Origin of the sequence: Terribacillus jepli (assembly GCF_047228925.1) — a bacterium.
Lineage (GTDB): Bacteria > Bacillota > Bacilli > Bacillales > Amphibacillaceae > Terribacillus.
This window is the reverse complement of the sequence record NZ_JBFEGH010000003.1, coordinates 80494-102833: the sequence shown is the minus strand read 5'-3', so window position 1 is coordinate 102833 and position 22340 is coordinate 80494. Positions and strand designations below refer to the sequence as shown.

Sequence of the window (22340 nt, the reverse complement as noted above, 5' to 3'; positions counted from 1 at the left end):
TTATTTGTAATATAAACGAAACATTTTATCGCCTACTCTATCCTAAAGGATATCTTAGAAAAAAGAAAGGGCTTTTTGGCATATGACCAATATATGCTTTTTTGTTTACATTATTTCCAGAAACAAAAAAGAACAGCAGTGGAACCACTGCTGTTTCAGACGGAAACTTCGGTTTCCTCGTTCGAGAAAAAACGCTGCATGGCATAAAATACATCCGTTTTTTTACGCAGGACATAATATCTGAATTTGGGATGATCCATCTTGCGGAATATTTGCATCAGTGTGGAATGGCGATTATATTGGTTCACTTCCCCATATCCGAACATACTTGATTTCTCAAGCAGCTGATTGATAAGACCGACACAGCGGCCATTATCAGAAGTGAGGTTATCACCATCCGAAAAATGGAAAGGGTAAATGTTGAAAGCCGATGGCGGGTATTTTTCATCAATCAGCTGTAATGCTTTTTTGTAGGCTGAGGAGCAGATGGTACCCCCACTTTCCCCTTTTGAGAAAAAGGACTCTTCGTCAACGACATTTGCCTCGGTATGGTGTGCTATGAACTCAATATCTACTGTCTCATATTTTGTCCGGAGGAAGCGTGTCATCCAAAAGAAGAAACTTCTTGCGACGTATTTTTCCCAATTTCCCATACTGCCGCTAGTATCGAGCATAGCGAGAACGACGGCTTTCGAATCAGGTTTTTCAATTGTGTCCCAAGTCTTATAGCGTACATCTTCGGGATATATCGGAGCAAATGCAGCAGTACCACCGAGGGCATTTCGCTTGAATGCCTCAAGCATCGTCCTTTTTTTGTCGATATTCCCGACAAGTCCTGTCTTGCGGATGTCGTGGAACGCAATATCCGTCACGATCATCTGCTTTTCGTCTTTTTGTTCCAGATTCGGTAGCTCCAACTGACTGTAAAAATTTTCTTCCAGTTCTTCAAAAGATACTTCTGCTTCGTAATAATCCTGACCAGGCTGATCCCCAGCTTCACCTTGACCTTTGCCGGGCGCTTTCTGTTGACCACCGGCACGACCGAGGACATCACCGACTTTACTGTCGCCCTTTCCTTGGCCAGCATGCTTATTCTTGTCCTGGCTGTAACGGATTTTGTATTCATCCAATGATCTGATCGGTATCTTGATCAGATCCTTCCCATTTGACATGATAATATTTTCTTCCGTGATCAAATCGGGCAGCTTATTCTTCAATACTTCCTGGACCTTCTCCTGATGCCGCTTTTGATCATCATATCCTTTTCGATGGAGGGACCAGTCTTCTTCCGACACTGCAAAATGATTGGAATCGCTCATCTGCCAGCCTCCCTTAAGATAATTAGTCTATCTTATGCGGGAGTGCTGGCATTGATTAAACAAACTATAGAAAACCGATAAATTATCTGAAAATTCCGCGAGAACGGATGTTTACACTAATATGCGGTACAATTTTTATATTTTTGAAATCCTGCTCCCAATCAAGTTTCTTCCAATAGTCAGGGTAGTGGCCATAGATACTGCGACCAATTCCGAATACATCGCTATTTGCCCCTTGAATAATGCTGATAATTTCCTTAGCCTGGTCAGTCAATGCCTGTTCCAGGTTCTTCTTGACTTCAGGCAATTTACTTAAACTGAGATGATCCTGTGGGTATTCTTGAATCATTACCGTTACATCCATTTTAATATCCGCCCTGACTTTGTTCTGTTTATCTGGTTTTGACTTAATTTTACTCGAAAAGTCCTCGATATTCACGGTTGTATTATTATCCGGCTCAGGTTTCTCCCCATCAAATATTTTAACTGTAATCCGTGCTACTTTCCCCTTCACGCTCTTCATCAGCAAGAAGAGCGTCGTATGATCGAACGGGATATCCTTACCGGTATAGCTCGATCCATGGAATAGCGCCAATCCTTCGTAAGATACTGTCTTGCCTCCGTCCCCGACTTGCAAGAGCGGTAAGGCAAAGTCTTCCCCTTCCTCATACAGCTCCGAACCTATCGCCTGCAAACTGGTCTCGAGCGTGTTCGTTGTCTCCACTTCCGATTCAATTATCCCTTCTATATATTCACTCGGACGTATCTCAGATTTAGGAACTACTTTCAGCGCTTGTTCTGCATTCCCCTTGACTACCACGGGTACTACATCGAGATGCATTCTAGGATCGCGGTAATATGCATCCACATACGGATAAATATCCTGACGGGCAAGCTTATCTCCCAAAAGTAAAACATCAAGCTGAGCCGGACTGTACGTAGAGGATAATCTCCTGTCGATATTCGTACGTGCTTCAGAGGCAGTACTCCCGGTTGCCGTCAGGAACTGGGTTGATTCCTGCCCTGGTCCTTGGGCACTGTTCTGTACATTCGGTATGAGTATCGTGTTCGTATAGACACCATCATCCGTCAGGTCATAGGCAGCTGTAATGCCGAGTTTCACTTCCTTAAACTCTCTCATATCCCAGCAGCCTGATAATATAAGCGTACAGCTTATCAGTATAATCGTCAGCTTTTTCATTGGGCAGCCTCCTTTTGCTTATCCTTGCGACGCAGGAAAGATAGAAGGAATAATAAAATCGGAATATATATTGTGAAATATTCCGTGATCACACCTTGGAAGTCAATGATAGTTCCGATATTCTCCTCATTAAGTCCTCCCCAATAAGATACGGCAAGGACGATGATGGAAGCCGTATATACATTCAGCATCTTCTTCTTAGACTTCGGAATGTTAGAAAAAGCCCTTTCTGCACCATACAGATAAGCTGCAAAAGCTGTCATGGCAAAAACGGTCCACAAGGAAAGGACAAAGATATCAATCCTTGTGATGATGACGGAATCAGCTGTTCGAAGCATATAAAGTACAGGCTGTGACACATGATCAATCTGGTCTGAACCGAAATGTGCAAAGGAAACGATGACTGTATATAAGTAGAAAAAGATAACGATCATGTTAGCACCGATCAGTGTTTTAGTTTTCTGTCTAGTGCTGCCCTGTGTATACGGAAGGAAGAGCAACAACAACACATAACTGCTCAAAGAATAGATGGTAACACGGATTCCTTCTATGTAACCTGATAAGGAAGCCTGACCGATCGGCAGCAAGTAAATGAACTTTGCTTCCACGAAACCGAATAGAAATAACACGGAAATAAGGAACAAAATCACCGCAAAGAAAGTGAATACCTTGGCAATAACGGTAAGACCACCTGAAATGGTATAGACCGCACTAATGAGCAAGAGCAGGTAAAGTACAACGATTGGTGTTTCCGGAAGGAGCCACTGGTTGATCAACTCACCGTAAGACGTTAGAAGATATATTGCCACCACAAGAAAATAAACATAATACCCAAAGCCTGCTACACTGCCCAGCGTTTTCCCAAAACTGCTTCTTAGAACATCGAACAGCCCTTCACCTGGGTAGCATTTGTTTATATGCACCATCATCAGGATAAAGACAATGGAGATAGCTCCGCCAATCAATAGGGTGATCCATCCATCCGCTCCCACCTTTTTATGCAGGACAGTAGAAAGGTTCAGGATATCGACACCAACCTGACTTTGAATAAATATATAAGAAAGCTGAGATAAGGTGATTTTCGGATTCGTATCACTTTTTGCCATCGTCATCACTCAGTTCATTGGACTTGTATGGACGCGGTGATTGTAATTGTTCTGGCCGACGCTTCATTAAAAATTGCGGAACTCGTATTACAGTATCTTTTAAATCGCGGAACTGGATTGGTGTAAAATAGCTTAGTCCCAATGATTCCATCCGGCACAGATGAATGAGCACCATCAGTAAACCGAAAGCAATACCGATGAAACCAAGAATGGAGCTCAGGATGATCAATGGGAAAGTCAATAGCCTCAATGAATCACTCATTTCGTTCGATGGCACAACAAATGATGCCAAAGATGTGAGGGCAATGACGATTACCATCAGATTGGACACTAATCCCGCTGTCACAATCGCATCACCGATAACAAGACCTCCCACTATACCAATCGTGGATCCAATCGGGGATGGCAGCCGAATACCAGATTCCCGTATTAATTCGATGAGGACCACCATCATTACTGCCTCGATGATTGGTGGATAAGCAATATCCCGTATAGCCCCCAACACCGGAGAAATAAGATCTTCCGGGATCACTTCGAAATGAAAGCCTACGACAGCAATATAAAACGACGGCAATGTTATCGCCAGGATGAAACTGAACAAACGAATCAAACGAATATAAGTTGCTACGAGCCAGCGCGTATTATAATCATCCGGTGATTGATAAAAAGCAAAAAAGGTAACCGGAGCAATAAGACATGTAGGATTATTGGCAAATAAGATTGCTATTCTGCCTTCCATCAATTGTGCGACAGTTTTATCCGGCCTTTCTGTACTCAGGAACTGAGGAAAGATGCTATAAGTGCGATCCTCTATATATTCACTGAACGCCCCTGCGCTCAATAAAGCATCATTGCTGATATTTTTCACTCTTGTTTCAAGTTCCTTCACCACATCAGGGTTGACGACGCCCTCCACATAAATCAAGGCAATTTCAGACTCTGTATAATCCCCAACTGTCTGCTTCTTTATCGTCAAGCTCCGATGCTGGATCCGTCGCCGTATGAGGTTGATATTCTGCTTGATATCCTCATTGAATCCATCATGTGAGCCTTTGATGACCTTTTCATTCATCGGCTCCGTGATAGCCCGGGTCACATTTTGCTGGACATTGAAGAAATAGCAGGTGGATTGACCTTCTATCAAATAAAGAGCCTTGCCTTCCAGAAGGGAAGATACGGCCTCGTTTAGATCCTTGCTTTCTTCTCGATCTCTAATTTTGGTTATATCCCCTTCCGTCTTCAGCAAGGGTTCGAAAATATATCGCTGGATTTTATCCGGGTCCGTTATATCATCCAAATAGACCAATGCTTGTTTATTACCAGGAAGCAGACGTATTTTAAGATCAGTCGAATTCCGTAATTCCTGTTGTAAATATTGAATATTCTTTTCCAGGGATGCTGTGGATCGATGCGGCGGCATCTTGTCTTCCCGTATAACTTTTTCCTGTACCGGCTGGTGTTTCTTTTGCTTGAAAAAACCCATGGCGACGCACCCCTCCAGTAATACGATTTACATTAGTTTGTACAGCAGCAATAAAGATATGTGGAAAAAGAACATAAAAAACCACCCTCCATCAAGAGGGTGGTCCAATGAATTTAACCTTCCAATAGAAGATCATATGGATCTTCAAGCAATTGCTTGATGCGTACAAGGAACTGTACTGCATCTTTTCCATCGACGATTCGGTGATCGTAAGATAATGCAAGATACATCATCGGGCGGATCTGAATCGTATCATCCGGCATCGCTATCGGGCGCTTTTGGATAGCATGCATTCCAAGGATACCAACTTGCGGTGTGTTCAGGATCGGTGTGGAAACTAGCGATCCAAAGATACCGCCGTTTGTGATGGTGAAGGAACCTCCGTTCAATTCATCCAAGCTAAGCTCTTTGTTACGAGCTTTCTTGCCCAATCGGGAAATCTCGCTTTCAATACCAGCAAAGTCGAGTCGGTCAGCATCCCGAACGACCGGGACAACCAGTCCATCGTCAGTAGATACGGCAATACCCACATCATAGAATTTCTTGAGGACGATTTCATTATCCTGGATTTCTGCATTGATGTATGGGAATTCTTTCAGCGCGCCAACGACTGCTTTTGTAAAGAAGGACATAAATCCGAGCTTCACATCATGCTTTTCAAGAAACTTATCTTTGCGTTCACTGCGCAGCTGCATGACAGCTGTCATATCCACCTCATTGAATGTGGTCAGCATTGCAGACGTATGCTGTGCTTCCACCAGTCTGTTAGCGATTGTCTGGCGGCGTCGGGTCATCTTTACACGCTCGACAGGCTTATCGAATTCCGTTTTTTCCGACGGCTTCGGTTTATCAGCTTTTGTCTGTTTGGCAGGCTTTTCTTTCGGCTTTGCTGCCTCCTCGACATCTTCAGGACGAATCCTGCCAAATGGATCCCTTGCTGAAATCTCTTCCAAACTGATACCCAATTCACGGGCACGTTTACGAGCTGCAGGAGTGGCGAGTGTATTTTTGTTGGAAGCAGCAGGCTCAGCAGTTTCGACTTTTGTTTCTTCTTTTTTCTCTTCAGCCGGAGCTTCTGCTACAGCTGCTGTTTCTGCTTTTGTCTCTTCGGCTGCAGAAGCATCCGCTTCACCGCCAGCTTCGCCGTTCTCATCTACCGTTGCAATGATATCGCCTACTTCGACATCATCACCAGCGTCCTTCAGCAATTCCTTGACCACACCGCTATACTCTGCATTCACTTCCACATTTACCTTATCTGTTTCCAACTCCAGGACAGGGTCCCCTTTTTCAACATGGTCACCCGGATTGACCAACCACTCAGAAATTGTTCCTTCTGTAATTGATTCTGCCAGCTCTGGTACTTTTAGTTCCTTCATACGCTAACTCCTCCCTTGGACAGCTTTAAGGCTTGGTTGATGATCTGCTTTTGTTCTGTTTTATGGACAGCAGGCTTTCCTACTGCTGGTGATGCCCGATCAGGACGTCCGATATATTCAAGCGTCTGATCCTCTGACAGAATTGCTTCGATTCTATCGCGAACAAACGTCCACGCCCCCATATTACGCGGTTCTTCCTGCACCCATCTCACTTCGCTGATGGACGGATAGTCTTTTAAGATTTGTTTGATCTTTTGGGCTGGGAATGGATAAAGCTGTTCCAGACGGACGACGTGGAGTTCTTCGAATGAACCCGTTTCTTTTTCCATTGCTTCTTCCAAGTCCACCATCACTTTTCCGCTGCCCAATATGAGGGTCCTAGCCGTTTCGGATGTTGCCTCATTGTTAGGCTGAACGCGTAAGGAAGAAAAGCTTCCTTCCGTGAATTCTTCCAGCTTACTTGCCAAACGAGCACTTCGCATCAAGCTTTTCGGTGTCATGAGTACGAGCGGTCTTGCCTCTTCCCTTCCGCCAAGTTTCGCTTGTCTGCGCAGAAGGTGGAAGAGCTGGGCAGCACTTGTCACATTCGCGATGATCAAGTTGTTCTCAGCTGCAAGCTGCAAGAATCTTTCCACCCGTCCGCTTGAATGCTCTGGTCCTTGTCCTTCATAACCATGCGGCAGCAAAATTGCCATATTGGATTTCTCGCCCCATTTTGCACGTCCAGCAGCAATGAATTGGTCGAAGAGCACCTGTCCAGTATTGGCAAAGTCACCGAATTGAGCCTCCCAAAGGACGAATGCATCCGGATTGTGCACGCTGTAGCCGTATTCAAAGCCAATGACCCCAGCTTCTGATAATGGACTATTATGCAGCGCAAATGATTTCGCATCGTCCAATCCATGCAGCGGGGAATAGGTTGCATCCGTTTCGACATCATGCAGTACCGCGTGCCGGTGGGCGAATGTACCGCGTTCTGAATCCTGACCTGTCAATCGGATTGGAGTGCCTTCTTGCAAAATGCTGGCATAAGCAAGTATTTCGCCGACAGCCCAATCCGCTTTCCCTTCCTCTTCAAATGCCTGATGCCGTTTGGATAGGATTTTGATCAGCTTTTTAAAGACTTGGAATTCTTCCGGCCGTTTCTGAAGCTGTCTATTAAGGGAGAACAATGTATCCGCCGGGACACTGGTCTTTATCTCAGGCAGGTCACATTTCAATGCTTCCGGTTCCGGTTTCGGCATTTTTTCCTTTGCCTCTTCTTCCTTCATATTCTGGAAGATATCCTTCAAATGTTCACCGACTTGTTCGCTCAGTGTTTCGTAACCTTCCTGCCCATTGATTACTTTCTCTTTCTCAAGCTTCGCAGAAAAGATTTTGGCTACGGTATCATGTGCATCGATATCTTGATAGAGGATCGGCTGTGTCGAACGCGGTTCATCCATCTCGTTATGGCCATAACGGCGGTATCCAACAAGATCAATCAAGAAGTCCTTATGGAAGCGCTGGCGGTATTGAAAAGCAAGTGATGCAGCTGCAACACAAGCCAGCGGATCATCAGCATTCACATGCACGACGGGAATTTCGAACCCTTTCGCCAAATCACTTGCGTATCGGGTGGAACGTCCATCCCGGCGATTCGTCGTGAAGCCAACCTGATTGTTAGCGATGATATGAACCGATCCAGCTGTGCTATATCCTGGAAGAACCCCGAGATTAAGCGTTTCAGCTACAATCCCTTCCCCGATAAAAGCAGCATCACCGTGAATGAGGATACTAAGTGCTTTGGAAGGATCTTGTTCCGGATATCCTGGTTTGGAAGTATCATCCTGAGCCGCTCGCGTAAAACCTTCGACAACCGGATTTACGAATTCCAGGTGGGAAGGGTTATTTGCCAATGTGATTGTCGTGTGCTTCTCTTGTCCTTCATGATGTTCTGCAACAGCACCAAAATGATACTTTACATCACCTGTCCATCCGCCGTGCAGCCCTGTTGATCCTTCGGACGGAAGCAATTCTTTCTCACCCGTATGATTGAATTCAGAGAAGATGAGATCGAAAGGCTTGCCTAAAACATGTGCAAGAACAGAGAGTCTCCCCCTGTGCGCCATGCCCAGCATCACATCATCCGTATCGGCAAGGCACGCTTCCTTGATGATAACATCAAGCATCGGCACCATCGATTCAAGGCCCTCGATGGAGAAACGTTTCTGACCAACGAATGTACGGGATAGGAAGGATTCAAAGCCCTCCACATCTGTAAGCCGTTTCAAAATTTCCTTCTTGTCAGCTTCGCTCCACTTTGGAATATAAGAGGCAGTCTCAATTTGTTCCTGAAGCCATTTACGTTCTTCGTTATTAGCCACATGATCATACTCGAAGGAAGTAGTTCCTGCATATCTTTCCTTCAATTGCTGTACGGCATCCCATGCCGTATGTACATCTTTTGGAGCATCTTCCCAAACAAAGCTTACCGGAATATCCCGCAAATCCGATTCACTAAGCTGGAAATCCTCCATTTTCGTGAGCACTGCTGCTTCTTCGTGTTCCCCGCCTACTGGATAGATATCCGCTTCCAGATGCCCATAGCGGCGAATAGCCTCCACAAGCTGAATTGCTGACGTAATTTTTTTAATTGATGTTTCGGAAAGTCCTGCGGATGGAACGTCTTCCCCTTGACGCTGCGACAACCGCGGCTCTCCGTGTGTATCGAACAACTCTTTCAATGATGCTTCCACTGATTCCGGATCTTGCCTGTATTTGTCGTATTGCTCTTCCACATAACCCATATTCGGTCCATGGAAGTTCTCCCAGAATCTTTCGCTAGATTCCTTTTGTCCCACGACTGTTCCCCCCAATAGAAGTAACTTTTTTAAATTAAGAAAGACTAGGAAATTGGAAATTTAATTAAGTGACTTGATGCGTTTTTACATTCTCAATATACCGTAACGAGACAAAAGTTACAACTAAAACAAGAAATTTTTTAAAACGCTTTCTTTATTGATATATAAGGGTTTATGTGACCACTTTTCATAAATATCATTATTTTGAAAGCGTTTTTACATTTTAGTTTCAGGAAGAAAAATTCTTTGCTTTTTTAAATTAAAAAAGAGGATAATCGGAAAGTTTTTTTCCAATTATCCTCCAACTTTATTTGTTGCTTGTTCTTCTTTTATTGAACCAATACAATGCTCCCCCTAGAGCCAAAAGTACTGCACCAGCCAAAAGGTAGTTATATAGATGACTGGCTGTATCAGGCAGGATTCCGCCGAATGGTGTCGTTTTTTTGGAATCCCCAGGTACATTAGAAGCATTTCCGGCAATCGGTGTAATCGTATTACCCCCCTGCCCATTGCTGCCGTTATTTGTTGGTGGATTATTACCGTTATTGGCAGGTGGATTTTCCTCATTGTCGCCAGGAGGGCTCTCTCCATCGTCGATGATCGGATCCTCTTGCCCGTTATCATCCCCGCCTGGCGGGTTTTCCGCCGGTGGTTCATTGCCATTGTCTCCAGGATCAGGAGCTCCCCCTTCCGTAGTGAAGGTCCAAAGGTCGGATTTTGTTTTTCCGCCATGTGCATCCTCTGCTACGGCATACCATGCATATTCATGATCGGAAGTCAGTCCATCCCAAGTTACAGAAGCACTTTCACCACTTTTCACATCTTCAGCTTTCCCGATTTCTTTCGTACCGAAGACATTCACTTCGACATAGTTGGTTGCTACACGTTTTTTCTGCGCATCCAATTCCAAACCGATTGAGAATTCGTCTACACCAGGGAATTCTTCCTCATCATAATAGTTGTAATCATCCATATATGGAGAATATGTTTTTACTTTGATTTGATCAGTCTCTGCATCGAAAAGCAGGATTCGCATGTAACCTTGCCCGCCTTCAGGACCTGCCTGATAATCGGCCAGCATTTGATATACTTTGCGATCTGTCACACCATCGCCATCATCATCGATTTCATCAACGAGCATGTCGGCAGCATGATAGTGACCGCATAGAACCGCAAATACATTTTCATTATCCAGGACAAGCTCCTGATAGAGTTGTTCACCTATCGGATGACGGTTGCCTGATGACAACAGATACTCGTGGAAGTTAAGGATAGCTTTTCGATCTGGATGTGCTTTCAGTACTGCATCGGCCCATGCTATGCCCTCTTCTTCGATCCCCCAACCAAGATAGACCATGATATAGTCATTGCCATTCGAGGAAATCAAATCATAATGTCCCCTGTTATTTTTGTAGGAACCACCATACCAAGGCTTATCTTCGAAGCGGTCCGCTCCGAAATATTTGTAGTACTCCGTATAGTCGTTACTTTTCTGTTCCACATCATGGTTACCAGCAAGAACGCCGTAAGGAATGCCTGCATCATCCAATACCTGCATTGCTTTATCCGCAACTTCCCACTGGTACGGCTGGTCTGAGAAGTTCACCAAATCACCTGTATGGATGACATAGTCGATATTGTACTTATCCTTATTTTCCGCAATCCAGTTCACTTGATCGTTGTAAATGTGCGGATAGCTTTCAGAATAATACTGCGTATCGGACATCCAGACGAAGGAATAATCATAATCCTCGTCTTCGATCGCAATTTCATCCTGAATCAGGACATTGATCTTGTAATCCTTCACAAAGGCATCAACATTTACGGAACCTTGTAAATCAAAGTCCTCGTCCCCTGCCACTTTGTAATCGATTAGCTGCCAATCTTCTTCTTGGTGGTTCCATGCATACATGGAAACCTTGCGCCCTGGCAGGGAATTACCGCTCCAATTGACTTCAACGACATTTTTGTCGTCAACATCCTTGGAAACAGGAACCTCGAATCGATGATAAGGGAACTGCGTTTCGCTGTCATTGATGAGATATTTGTCATCTACATCCGCAACCTTATCAATATCCTCGCTGCTGAATGCTTCTTCCCCTTCCGGCGCATAGTCGGATGGCGGTTCATAATCTGCAGCATTCTTGTAGGCTTTGATTTCACTATCCTGGCTTACTTTATATTTATGTCCTTGGTAGAAAGTAACGTCCATATCATCTCCGGTTGGATCAGTTACTTTCACTTCAAGCTCTGGATTCTTCCCGACATTGCCTGCTTCATCTTCCGGTTGGATCAATTCGGGTGCAACAGGATGCTCGTCCGGAGTGGAGAAATTAATTGTGTGCACTTCCTCATTCCCAGCTTTATCAACAGCCCGTAGCACGAGCTTATGGTCACCCGCTGATAAGATCGCAGAAGAAGTCTCATATGGAAGCTGGATTTCTTCCCCATCCAATTCGGCCGTAAGGCTATCCAGTCCGCTCAATGCATCTTCTGCACTTGCCTCGATCGTGAATGGCCCTTTATAAGATTTCCCGTCTTCCATTGCCGTCTCAATAACAGGAGCAGTGTTATCAACCGTCACGGATACTTTGTCGGATGCTTCTCCATCTCTTGCCTCAACCGTATGTGTACCGTCTTCGATTTTCGTTGTATCCCAATCGTAGGCTTTCGCTTTGAATTTCTCCGGATCGATAGTAAATGTGAAATCTTGAACCGGACGATAATTTCCGTTATCACCAATGTCAATCACTTGGTTAGGATCTGCAAATGCCGGATCGTACAAGACAGTGCCATCCCCCAGAACAAGACGAACATTTTTCGCATCGAAGTCATCCCTGTTCTCTGGGGATTCCAACTGGAATGGGGAAGCTTTATTTCCGGCATGGATACTGATTGTATTTTCCCCGGCCTCCAGGGTATCCGGATCCACAGGAACTGTAATGGTTGTATACGTATCGATCCAATCATCAAATATGTGCAGAACTTCTCCGTCCTGTACAACTGCATTTTGAAAATACGTATTGATGCCATTCACATCAAAAGCAAAATACGCCTTTGTTTCCAGTGCTTTGGCGGTCTGCGCAACTTCTTTTCCGTCGATCAGCAGTGTGGTTTCCTGTTCGGTATCCGAGGTCGCTTTCAGCTTGTACGTCCCGGAAAGCAACTGCCCCTCCTCCACATTCAATCGCGGACTCGTTTCCTTTTGATCACGTTCGATATTGACTCGTTTTGTCTTGGTCCTTGTTTCATTGAATCCATCCGTTGCCGTTACATAATATTCCACATAATCCTTTGCGATCAGCTCCGGCGTGTAAACAGTGTGGTGGTAATAGCCTGTCTGCTCATTCTTCGTGAGATCGACTTGCTTGAACTCGCCGTTTTCGTCAGTTCGATAATATACTGTTACACGTTTCACACCTTTATCATCAGAAGCTTCGACCGTAATAGGCAAATCTTCTGTTTGGTTGATGGTGTCTATTTCCGTCAGATCCTTCACTTCCGGTGCTGCAGTGTCCTCTTCCACTTGAATAGGCTCACCTGGTACTTGGTCAGAAGTGACACTTCCGGGGGTACCAACAACGGTACCAGCGTTCAGCTTCAGCATATTTGTCGAACCATCAAGTGGATACTTGTAGTTGATTCCCATATTGGCAACAGTATCCTTGACACCGGTCACCTCGTTATATGTTGCCATCGCAATCGTATTGCCTGTCTTTGTAGCAACACCAACCCCACGCTGGCTGCCATTGGCCATACCACCGGTTTGAACTTTGAACAAGTTTTCACCAAGTGTCAGATTCGTACCATAATTTGCGTTGAAATCATCAGCTGTCAAATCATTATTGGAACCGTTGATAATCCAGAATACAGCTGTTTCACCAGGCTGGATGACTGGACTTTCATCAGGTCTCCAAGCAGTCACTCTCGTATCCGGATACACATACGCCAAATCATAATCCTGCATATCGACCGGTGCTGTCGTATTGTTATAGACTTCGATGAATTCATAACCATCTGCACCGTTCACATTGGTGGAATCAGGAACCAACTCTGTGACCAGCAGGGAAGGAAGAGTAGTATAATCCGTATCGGGTTGCTTCACCTCCACCTCGAACGTATCTGTTTTGGAACTGTTGAACCCATCAGAAGTTTCGATGTAATATTGCAGTGTCCCTGCTTCCAGTTCAGCAGTCGGAATCTCCACTTGATAGGATTCCCCGGTTTTCTGCATACTGAATTGCTCAAATTCACTTGCGCCTTCTTTCTTGACGTAAAGTGTGACATGCTGAATGAAATTCTCTTCTTTTATTTGCGCTTCAATTTGAAGCGGTGCAGGAATGGATACTGTTTTCACTGGCTCGTGTGTGATTTCCGGCGCAGTTTCATCCTTTTCCACCTTCACCGTTTCCGATGGAACTTGTCCAGCAATCAAACTGCCTGGAGAAGCCTTCAGCTGAAGCCCTACCTTTGTCATCTGTGCGGCACCCGAAGCTTTGTAAGTAATGCCCTGATTCGGATATGTGTCATCGATTCCTTCTGCGTCATTGTAGCTGGCTGCAGCAAGCTGCGCTCCGCTGTCCGTTTGGAACGCGATCGTTCGGGCTGACCCATTTGCCATCCCGTCATTATGAATTTCAATAACTTGATTTTCTGTGAGATCAGTCTGATAATGGCTGTTGAAATCAGTTAATCCAAGTGATTGATTGGCACCATTCTTGATCCAGATTACGACTTTACCTTTAGGCTCCAGTGTGACAGAGCGATCGATATCCCAATCTGTCTGCCTGCCATCAGGATATTGATAGGATAACTTGTAATCTTGGAGATCCATCGGCTGATCGGAGTTGTTATACACTTCGATAAACTCATATGCATCCGAACCGCTGATGTTATCACTATCAGGAACTATTTCCGTGATAAGGACCGGTGGCTGCGTCTGCGAATCAGCTTCAACGGTCGCTATATCCGTTTGCTGCAAACCACTTTCAGGAAAACGTAACGGGGAATCTCCGCTAACCGCCTCAATGCTGTATTGGAATGAAGGGCTCCAAAGCACTTCTTTAGGAACGACAGCTTCCCAAGTTCCATCACCTTTGTCTGTCATATCCACTTTCTGTTCAGCCATGCCTGGGGCAGTAATATAAGTAAGCACAGCGGAATCTGCGTTCCCATTCTCTATGGAAGCACGAATTGTAAGATCACTGCTTCCATCAGCACTGGTGATCGCTTCATGGATTAGGGAAGGTTGTCCCTCTTGTGCCGTTTCTTTATTTGATTCGGTTTCTTCTGTTGTTTGCTTTTCACCTTGCCCTTCTTTTTCAGCAGCCGGCTGTCCTTCATCCGAAGCCTCCGCTTGCTCTTGCTGTTCTTGGTCTTTTGTCTTTGAATCTGCCGCCTGCTCATTCTCATCCGAAGGATCTTCCTTCACGTCCTGATCTGGCGCATCCGGCTGTGGACTTTCCGTTGTATCTTCTTTTTGGTCTGGTTCTATCTTTTCGGAACCTGGTGATGGCGCTGCCAGGATGGTTGGTGTTTTCTGATCATTTGCGAAATGGATGCTTTCTGCCTGCTCGACATCCTGAAAGTGGAATACAGACACGGAAGTTTGATCGGTTGTAGTGTCGGTGATGACTAGCTGCTGCTCTCCATCTTGGAATATGTATGGTTCTGTTACATTAGTGAATGCTGCCTCGGCCAGCTCAGTTCCAAAATGACTATTGAAAGTTTCGACTGTAGCCTCATTGTCCAAAGCAAGTACGGCATAGCCTCCTGCTGGGATTTGCTCATCCGGCTCTTGGAATTCGAGCTTCTTATCCTGGTCTGTTGTGTAGGTAAGCGCAAGCTCCTTCCACGACTTCGCTTCCTCTGTTCCATTATGTACTTCAATAAAAGAGAAACCTTCCACATCTTGCCCTTCGCTTCCATACACTTCTGTGATCGAAACCTTGTTATCACGGAGTTTCTCTTCTGCTTTTGCAACTGGAATGGATGCGGGCACGACTGTCTGCATGAGCAGCAAACATGCACTGAGACCAGCTGCCACTCGATATGAACGCTTCATATAGCTCCCCCTATCTTTTATTGGAATCGTCCTCCCGCATTCATTCTAGAACTTATGTATTAAGGTTTTATTAATAAGCTGTAAATTGTTGTCACAATACTTCGACAAAATACACCAAATAGTTAACCATAAAAAAATAAAGCGACATTACATCGCTTTATTTCCAGAATTGTGTCGAGTAGGTGACAAGCTGCTCAATAAAATGTTCACTAGCCGGTGAACATACACTGCCTTCCCGCCAGGCAACGCCGATTTTTCTTTCCGTTGGTTCCATCAGTGGAATGCTTCTGACATGATGCATATGAAGCGTTTCCATGGATGGAAGCAGGGCAATTCCTTGTCCGGCAGCGACGAAGCCTAATATAGTCATCATATCTTCACTTTCGAGTGCTATTTTTGGTTCCAAACCGTACTTTTCCACTATCTGTTCAAACATCACTCTGGCGCTGTAACCTGGCCGAATGAGCAGGAAAGGCTCTTTTTCTATTTGCTTTAATGCTAGCTGCTCTTCTTGTGCAAGCGGATGTGTATCAGAGACATATACATAAAGCTGGTCCGTCCATAGCTTCCGCCAGGACAGCCCTTCCACTCCCTGATCCATATTACAGATGCACAAATCAAGCTTCCCTTCTCTTAACTGGTTAATGAGTTCTTCTGTCGAGCCTTGATTCAGGGAAAATTCCACTGATGGATAAAGTTCTTTAAACTGCTTCAGCAGCCGTGGTATGTGCTGAAGACCCTGCGATCTCATAAAACCGAGGGTAATCTCCCCATAGTGCGGATCTTTCATTTTACGTATGTGCTTTTCCGCCTTCTCCATCTCCCCCAGTATGTTGACTGCGTGTGTATAAAAAGCTTCCCCATAGCGGCTTTTAACAATACCCCTTCCTCTTTTCTCAAAAAGCGGGACACCGAGTTGTTCCTCCAGCTTCTGGATCGATCGGCTCAAGGCTGGCTGGGATATGGCCAAAGCTTTTGCTGCCTTTAGATAATGCTCCCGCTCCGCGACTTCCTTAAAATAAACCAGTTGCTGCCATTCCATCGAATCACCCATAACCTTTCTGCATTGGTCGTATGTTTTTTATGCATTATACAACAGCATTTTACTATGGTTAAATAAAATTACAACTAGAAATGAGGGAAGTATTATTATGGCTATTGAAATTATATTAATTATGATTGCTGCCGGTCTTATCATCGGCTTTGTCGGAGCTGGCGGATCTGGATTCATCATCAGCATTTTGACAGTGCTGTTCGGTTTTCCGATCCATGTTGCGTTGGGAACGGCGCTTGCGTCCATGCTGTTCTCTTCTTTCTCAGGTGCTGTCAGTCACTACCGCGAGGGAAATGTGACATTGCGGGCCGGCCTTATCATCGGTGTCTTCGGCGCAGCTGGCGCCTTCATCAGTTCCCACTTTTCCGGCATCATCCCGGAAGATATCTTGAACTACCTTACAGCCGGCATGCTCGTCCTGTCTGGTGTGGTGCTTTGCATCCGACTTCTGCTAATGAGTAAACCTGCCGACAAGGAAAATATGCTAAGTGCATTCATTTACAAAAACAACGTTGTCTACTTCATTGCTGCTGCACTGCTTGGCATTTTAACTGGGGCACTGTCTGGATTATTTGGAATTGGTTCCGCCCCCTTCATCCAAATCGGTCTTTTGATTTTACTAGGCCTGTCCGCGCAGCAATCTGCCGGTACAACGATGATGATCATCATTCCGATTGCTTTGGCAGGAGGCGTCGGTTATGCGCAACTCGGTTTCTTGGACATCAAGCTTTTGCTGGAAGTCGTCGCAGGAACAATGATCGGCTCATATATCGGAGCCAAATTCACAAAGCGTGTACGTCCAGTCTATTTAAAAACGGCCATGGTACTGCTGCCTATATTCGCCGGATTTTTGCTTTTATCCGCCTAACCATACAAATAAACCGCCGGAATTTCCGGCGGTTTATTTTATCTGTTCAGCAAGCTTCCTACATAACGGAGAAGGTCGTTTGCCGATGTGGAGTTATAGCCATATTCATCTATCAATGTCGCGACTACTTCATTCATCTTCTTCAGCTGCTGCTCATCCGGAGTTTTGGTCGATGTCGTAATTTTAACTACATCCTTCAAATCTGCAAACAGCTTTTTCTGGATAGCTTCCCGCAGCCGTTCATGGGATTGATAGTCGAACTTTTTCCCTTTGCGGGCATAAGCCGAAATTCGAATAAGGATTTCTTCCCGGAAAGCCTTTTTGGCATTTTCAGAAATGCCGATTTGCTCCTCGATCGACCGCATCAATTTTTCATCAGAAGGAATTTCATCCCCAGTAAGCGGATCATGGAGCTTTGTTTTATTGCAATAAGCTTCAACATTATCCAGATAATTATCCATCAATGTCTTGGCAGATTCTTCATAGGAATAGACAAATGCTTTCTGCACTTCCTTCTTCGCCATCTCATCATATTCTTTGCGCGCTACTGCAATGTAGTTCAAATAACGTTCTCGATCTTCTTTTGAGATGGAAGCATGACTGCTGAGGCCATCTTTCAAAGAACGAAGTACATCCAATGCATTGATGGAACGCATTTCTTTTTTAATGATAGTACTGGAAATACGGTTGATCACATATCTTGGATCGATACCGCTCATACCTTCATCACTGTGTTCTTTTTTGAGTTCCTGGATATCTGCGTCGCTGAAGCCTTCCAAGAGCTTCCCATTGTACAAATGCATCTTCTTCAATAAGCTGATGCCGCCTTGGTTCGATTCTTTCAATCTAGTAAGAATCGTGAACATTGCTGCAATCTTCAACGTATGCGGTGCGATGTGAACATCCTTGATATCACTTTCAGCAATCATCTTTTGATAAATCTTCTCTTCTTCATCAACTTTAAGATTATAAGGAACAGGCATGACGATCATCCGGGAGTGTAATGCTTCATTCTTTTTATTCGAGATAAAAGAACGATATTCAGATTCGTTGGTATGCGCAACGATGAGTTCATCCGCACTGATCAAAGCGAATCGACCAGCCTTGAAGTTGCCTTCCTGCGTCAGCGAAAGCAGATGCCAAAGAAACTTCTCATCACATTTGAGCATCTCCTGGAATTCCATCAACCCGCGGTTGGCTTTATTGAGCTCCCCATCAAAACGATAAGCCCTCGGATCCGATTCCGACCCATATTCCGCGATGGTGGAAAAGTCAATGGAACCAGTCAAATCCGCGATATCCTGCGACTTCGGATCAGAAGGGCTGAATGTACCGATACCCGATCGTTTATCTTCGGAAAAGAAGATTCGCTCAACGATGACATCTTCAATCCTGCCATCATATTCTTCTTCCAGCCGCATCAAGTTCAGAGGTGATAGATTGCCTTCTATTCGAATACCATACTCATCTTCGAAATCCTTGCGCAGATGAACCGGAATCAAATGAAGCGGATCTTCATGCATCGGACAGCCCTTGATAGCATAAACGGCCCCTTCATCCGTCAGTGTATATTCCTCAAGTCCTCGTTTGAGCAGGCTGACAAGCGTGGATTTACCTCCGCTTACAGGACCCATGAGCAACAGGATCCGTTTGCGTACATCCAGTCGCCGAGCTGCCGGATGGAAGTATTCTTCAACCAGCTTCTCCAGCGGCTCCTCCAAACCGAACAATGAGTCCTTGAAGAAGCTGTAGCTTTTTACACCATCTTCCTCTTCAATGCCTTTATGCTTGATCATATTATATACACGGGAATGTGCAGATTGAGCAAGATAAGGACGGTCCTTCAATAAACGCAGATAATCGGCGAGTGTTCCTTCCCAGTGAAGTTTCTCTTGTTCCTGGCGATACTGCTGTACCTTATCCAATATATTCATCATTCATTAACCTCCCAGGCATTGTTAGACAAAAGGCGATTACCTTAATGTATGCCCGGGAATCAGCTATCATGCCAGCAATTCACAAACGTGCTTACGGCTTCTGCTTCCATCCTAATTCCATATGCGCTTCATTCGTGTATTCATCCATCATGACATCATCCAGCTGAACCGTTCTCATATCACTAGGAAATATATGCATGAGCTGCGCCAGTTTTTTAACAATTTTTTTCGGGTATGCTTCCGACATCTCCAACATCAGCTGGATGGCTTCCGTTGCCGGCAATACTTCCCGATAGGTACGGGATAGCGTGAGAGCTGAAAAGGTATCGACAACTGCCAATATTTGCAGGTCTACTCCCAATTCCGGCAAATATGCGCCATCCGGATATCCTTTTCGATTCAGCCGTTCATGATGGCTTCTGGCATAGCGTCCTAGCAACGGTTCGCCCGCTTGATTCAAAAGCGCCTCTCCTTTGACCGTATGTGTCTGAACGATTTCGTATTCCTCTTTCGTCAATGTGGATGTTTTATCCAGGATTTCCCGGGGTATTTCCAGTTTTCCGATATCGTGAAATAAATATCCCGTTGCACACAGGTCCAATTGGACGACATTCATATGATAAGCAAGCATTGTACCGATGACGAAAACATCCAAGGAATGGATGAAAGCATATGGATCCCGCTGCTCGAGAAGATGCCAAAGACTGCTGCGTCCCATCGTCTTCAAGCTTTTTACGTAAAGATCCTTCAAGAAACGGATATTCTCTTCTTCATAGAGCAATTTACCGTAGCGATACTCGAATGCAATATAAGACAGGTTCGTGTAGAAATGTTTTTCCATACTCCGCTTATAAGTGGCTTGGTGATCGGTTTCTTTCTCTTGCAGCGCCTGAATCATCTGCTGAAGACGATCTGACTTGCTGAATAGATCAGCAGCAGCTTCCTCTTCGGTCTCGACAATGACAGACGGCACTCTGTTTTGTTTCAGCTGATCGAGTAAAGCTGCCGTAATGACTGTCCCTTTCTCCACTCTAGTCTTATCTGCCAGAACGATATCACTGCCCATGATATCACCAAGCAGTATATCTTGGATGCGTTTTCGTTTTAAAATCAATTCCATTCTCCTTTTACAAAAAAACTGCCATATCTTACAGCCTGTGATTCCATTTTGCAACTGGCTGCCATAGAATCCCTATCCCTACGCCCCTGTTTTGCACAAGTGCCTTTCAACAGTTGCCGTATATGTATGTAATCGATTCCTGGCTGTGTCTTGCTTCCAAATCGAGCAGCTTAGTATATTCCTCTTTTGTTGGTAATAATTCAGCCATCTCCACATTCAGCGCTATGGCCAATTTACTGATGCCTACAAAAGATATATTCCGCTTTCCGTTTTCGATATCGGAATAGTACGATCGATTAAAACCCGCCATGCCAGCCAACTCTTCCTGTGTCAGCATCTGTTTTTTCCTCAGATAACGCAGTTTATCCCCAAATGCGCGAAGCAATAACGTGTAATCTTTCACATTATTCATGCACTCCATTATACCGCCTCATATCAGTAAATCCACCGGATATAAGTGACATTAGTATATTGCTACCAAATAAAACCGGTAAAAGTACTACATTATCCCTAATTTGACTATGTCTAAACAACTAGTAAAAAAATAAACTGCACGCTAGGTGCAGTTTATGATAGCCTATCAAAGCCTTGCTGACGAAGAGCTTCGTATATGATGATTGCAGCAGTATTGGAAAGATTCAAAGAACGGACCTTATCTGTCATATGAATCCGGAGACATTGCTCCTCTTTTCCTATCAGCAAATCTTTTGGAATACCGGTCGACTCGCGTCCGAAGACAAATAGAAGGTCTTGGTCGGTATCACTGAAATCATAATCCGTATAATGCTTGGTACCGAAGTTCTCTATATAATAAAAGACACCTTCCGGAAATCGTTCATATAACGCTTCTATGCTATCGTAATAATGAATATCAACGTCATGCCAATAATCCAATCCCGATCTTCTCAGCATTTTGTCATCCGTCGAGAAACCGAGCGGACGGATCAGATGCAAAGTCGTATCTGTTGCAAGGCAGGTACGAGCGATATTTCCTGTATTAGCCGGAATCTCTGGCTGGAATAGTACGATATGTCTTGGCATATACTTTCACCTCTGCTTTTAACTTTCAACCTTATTAGTATAGCATAAGCAGAGATCATACCCCAATCTGGAAAAATTTATAAACAACATTCTCCGTATAGGCAGGAGAGTCACGATAAGCCCAATGTCGCATCCTGCTGTTGGCTGTATGGGCATTGACCAGCGGCTCACCTTGTGCATTGCGGGCTACCACAATGGTATTATGATTGAAATTGCCATCCCCTTCAAAATCATAGCAAATCACATCCCCAGGCCGGAGCAGCCTTGCATCGGCTACTTCCTGTCCGCGCAAACCTTGCGTCGAACCGCTCAAGTACCAGCGCAAAGCATTTGCCACCGTAAAACTATAGCTCCAGCTTTCTCCGTTAAACCACCATCCCGAATTCCGATCCGGTTCCCCCCTCATCGGTGCCCCGCCTGCCCGCAAACACTGGGAAACATAATTCGTACAGTCGACTTCAAATTTCTTATAAGCAGGATTATAGTCATTCCACCAACGTTCGGCATACTGTACAGCAGCCCGTCTGTCATAGTTGAACTGGCGGTCAAAATCCTCATCATTGCTTTCATAAACGACAAGCCCTGGAACATGCGGCTGCACGGCATCCTCGATTCGTTCATCTTGAATGATCTGCCCCTCACGCAAACGGGCTACATGTGTATGCACTTCCTCTTCATGATACGTCGCATGCTGCTTATGAATGAGGAAGGTTGCACATAGCCGATAAGTGATGATGTCTTCTTCCCCATCATGTTCCTCACCCAAAATTGTGCCTTCCCCGCGAATCTGTGCAACTTTTGCCCCGTCTTTCTCATGGGAGGCAATCCGGTTTACGAGCCAATTCCCAGCTTTCTTCCCGTCGACTTCCTGCATCCAATATTCCGCCAGCTGTTCACTCTTCCCCATCTCTATCCCTCCTGTTCT

The 22340-nt window shown here is 44.9% G+C and carries 14 protein-coding genes; 1 reads left to right on the top strand and 13 read right to left on the bottom strand.

The annotated features are described in order from the left end of the window. Positions 1 to 155: 155 nt before the first annotated feature. The 8 genes from yhbH to AB1K91_RS04600 form a co-directional block, all read right to left on the bottom strand. Positions 156 to 1319: a sporulation protein YhbH gene (yhbH, locus tag AB1K91_RS04635; RefSeq protein WP_413088550.1), complete on the bottom strand. Its 1164-nt coding sequence runs from the start codon at positions 1317 to 1319 to the stop codon at positions 156 to 158. 82 nt (positions 1320 to 1401) lie between these two features. Then, positions 1402 to 2520: a Ger(x)C family spore germination protein gene (locus tag AB1K91_RS04630; protein WP_413088549.1), complete on the bottom strand. Its 1119-nt coding sequence runs from the start codon at positions 2518 to 2520 to the stop codon at positions 1402 to 1404. Further along, the gene (locus AB1K91_RS04625) at positions 2517 to 3626 is read right to left on the bottom strand and encodes a GerAB/ArcD/ProY family transporter (protein WP_413088547.1); all 1110 of its coding nucleotides are present in this window, start codon (positions 3624 to 3626) and stop codon (positions 2517 to 2519) included. The genes AB1K91_RS04630 and AB1K91_RS04625 overlap by 4 nt, the downstream gene beginning before the upstream one ends. Next, positions 3613 to 5109 (bottom strand): spore germination protein, encoded by a 1497-nt coding sequence (locus AB1K91_RS04620; protein ID WP_413088545.1) that lies wholly within the window; start codon positions 5107 to 5109, stop codon positions 3613 to 3615. The genes AB1K91_RS04625 and AB1K91_RS04620 overlap by 14 nt, the downstream gene beginning before the upstream one ends. 113 nt (positions 5110 to 5222) lie before the next feature. Then, complete coding sequence (gene odhB / locus AB1K91_RS04615) at positions 5223 to 6488, bottom strand: 2-oxoglutarate dehydrogenase complex dihydrolipoyllysine-residue succinyltransferase (protein WP_413088543.1); 1266 nt, start codon at positions 6486 to 6488, stop codon at positions 5223 to 5225. After that, positions 6485 to 9331, bottom strand: coding sequence for a 2-oxoglutarate dehydrogenase E1 component (locus AB1K91_RS04610; RefSeq protein WP_413088541.1), 2847 nt, complete (start codon positions 9329 to 9331; stop codon positions 6485 to 6487). The genes odhB and AB1K91_RS04610 overlap by 4 nt, the downstream gene beginning before the upstream one ends. A 307-nt stretch (positions 9332 to 9638) precedes the next feature. Then, the gene (locus AB1K91_RS04605; protein WP_413088539.1) at positions 9639 to 15395 is read right to left on the bottom strand and encodes a lamin tail domain-containing protein; all 5757 of its coding nucleotides are present in this window, start codon (positions 15393 to 15395) and stop codon (positions 9639 to 9641) included. A gap of 157 nt (positions 15396 to 15552) precedes the next feature. Continuing rightward, entirely contained in the window at positions 15553 to 16449 is an 897-nt protein-coding gene (locus AB1K91_RS04600) for a LysR family transcriptional regulator (RefSeq protein ID WP_413088537.1), read from the bottom strand. Between the two features lie 97 nt (positions 16450 to 16546). Between AB1K91_RS04600 and AB1K91_RS04595 the strand changes: the two genes are divergently transcribed. Further along, on the top strand, positions 16547 to 17317 hold the full coding sequence (locus tag AB1K91_RS04595) for a sulfite exporter TauE/SafE family protein (RefSeq protein ID WP_413088535.1): 771 nt from the start codon (positions 16547 to 16549) through the stop codon (positions 17315 to 17317). Positions 17318 to 17355: 38 nt separating this feature from the next. On the opposite strand, the gene AB1K91_RS04590 is transcribed toward AB1K91_RS04595, so the two are convergent. From AB1K91_RS04590 to AB1K91_RS04570, 5 genes are all read right to left on the bottom strand, one after another. After that, positions 17356 to 19251: a PrkA family serine protein kinase gene (locus AB1K91_RS04590; protein ID WP_413088831.1), complete on the bottom strand. Its 1896-nt coding sequence runs from the start codon at positions 19249 to 19251 to the stop codon at positions 17356 to 17358. A gap of 94 nt (positions 19252 to 19345) precedes the next feature. Beyond that, positions 19346 to 20368 carry an HD-GYP domain-containing protein gene (locus AB1K91_RS04585; RefSeq protein WP_413088533.1) on the bottom strand — a complete coding sequence of 341 codons (1023 nt, stop codon included), beginning with the start codon at positions 20366 to 20368 and terminating at the stop codon, positions 19346 to 19348. Between the two features lie 112 nt (positions 20369 to 20480). Continuing rightward, positions 20481 to 20786: a helix-turn-helix domain-containing protein gene (locus AB1K91_RS04580; protein ID WP_413088531.1), complete on the bottom strand. Its 306-nt coding sequence runs from the start codon at positions 20784 to 20786 to the stop codon at positions 20481 to 20483. 155 nt (positions 20787 to 20941) lie between these two features. Beyond that, on the bottom strand, positions 20942 to 21415 hold the full coding sequence (locus AB1K91_RS04575; protein WP_413088529.1) for a tRNA (cytidine(34)-2'-O)-methyltransferase: 474 nt from the start codon (positions 21413 to 21415) through the stop codon (positions 20942 to 20944). A 55-nt stretch (positions 21416 to 21470) separates the two neighbouring features. Next, positions 21471 to 22322: an amidase domain-containing protein gene (locus tag AB1K91_RS04570; protein WP_413088527.1), complete on the bottom strand. Its 852-nt coding sequence runs from the start codon at positions 22320 to 22322 to the stop codon at positions 21471 to 21473. Positions 22323 to 22340: the final 18 nt, after the last annotated feature.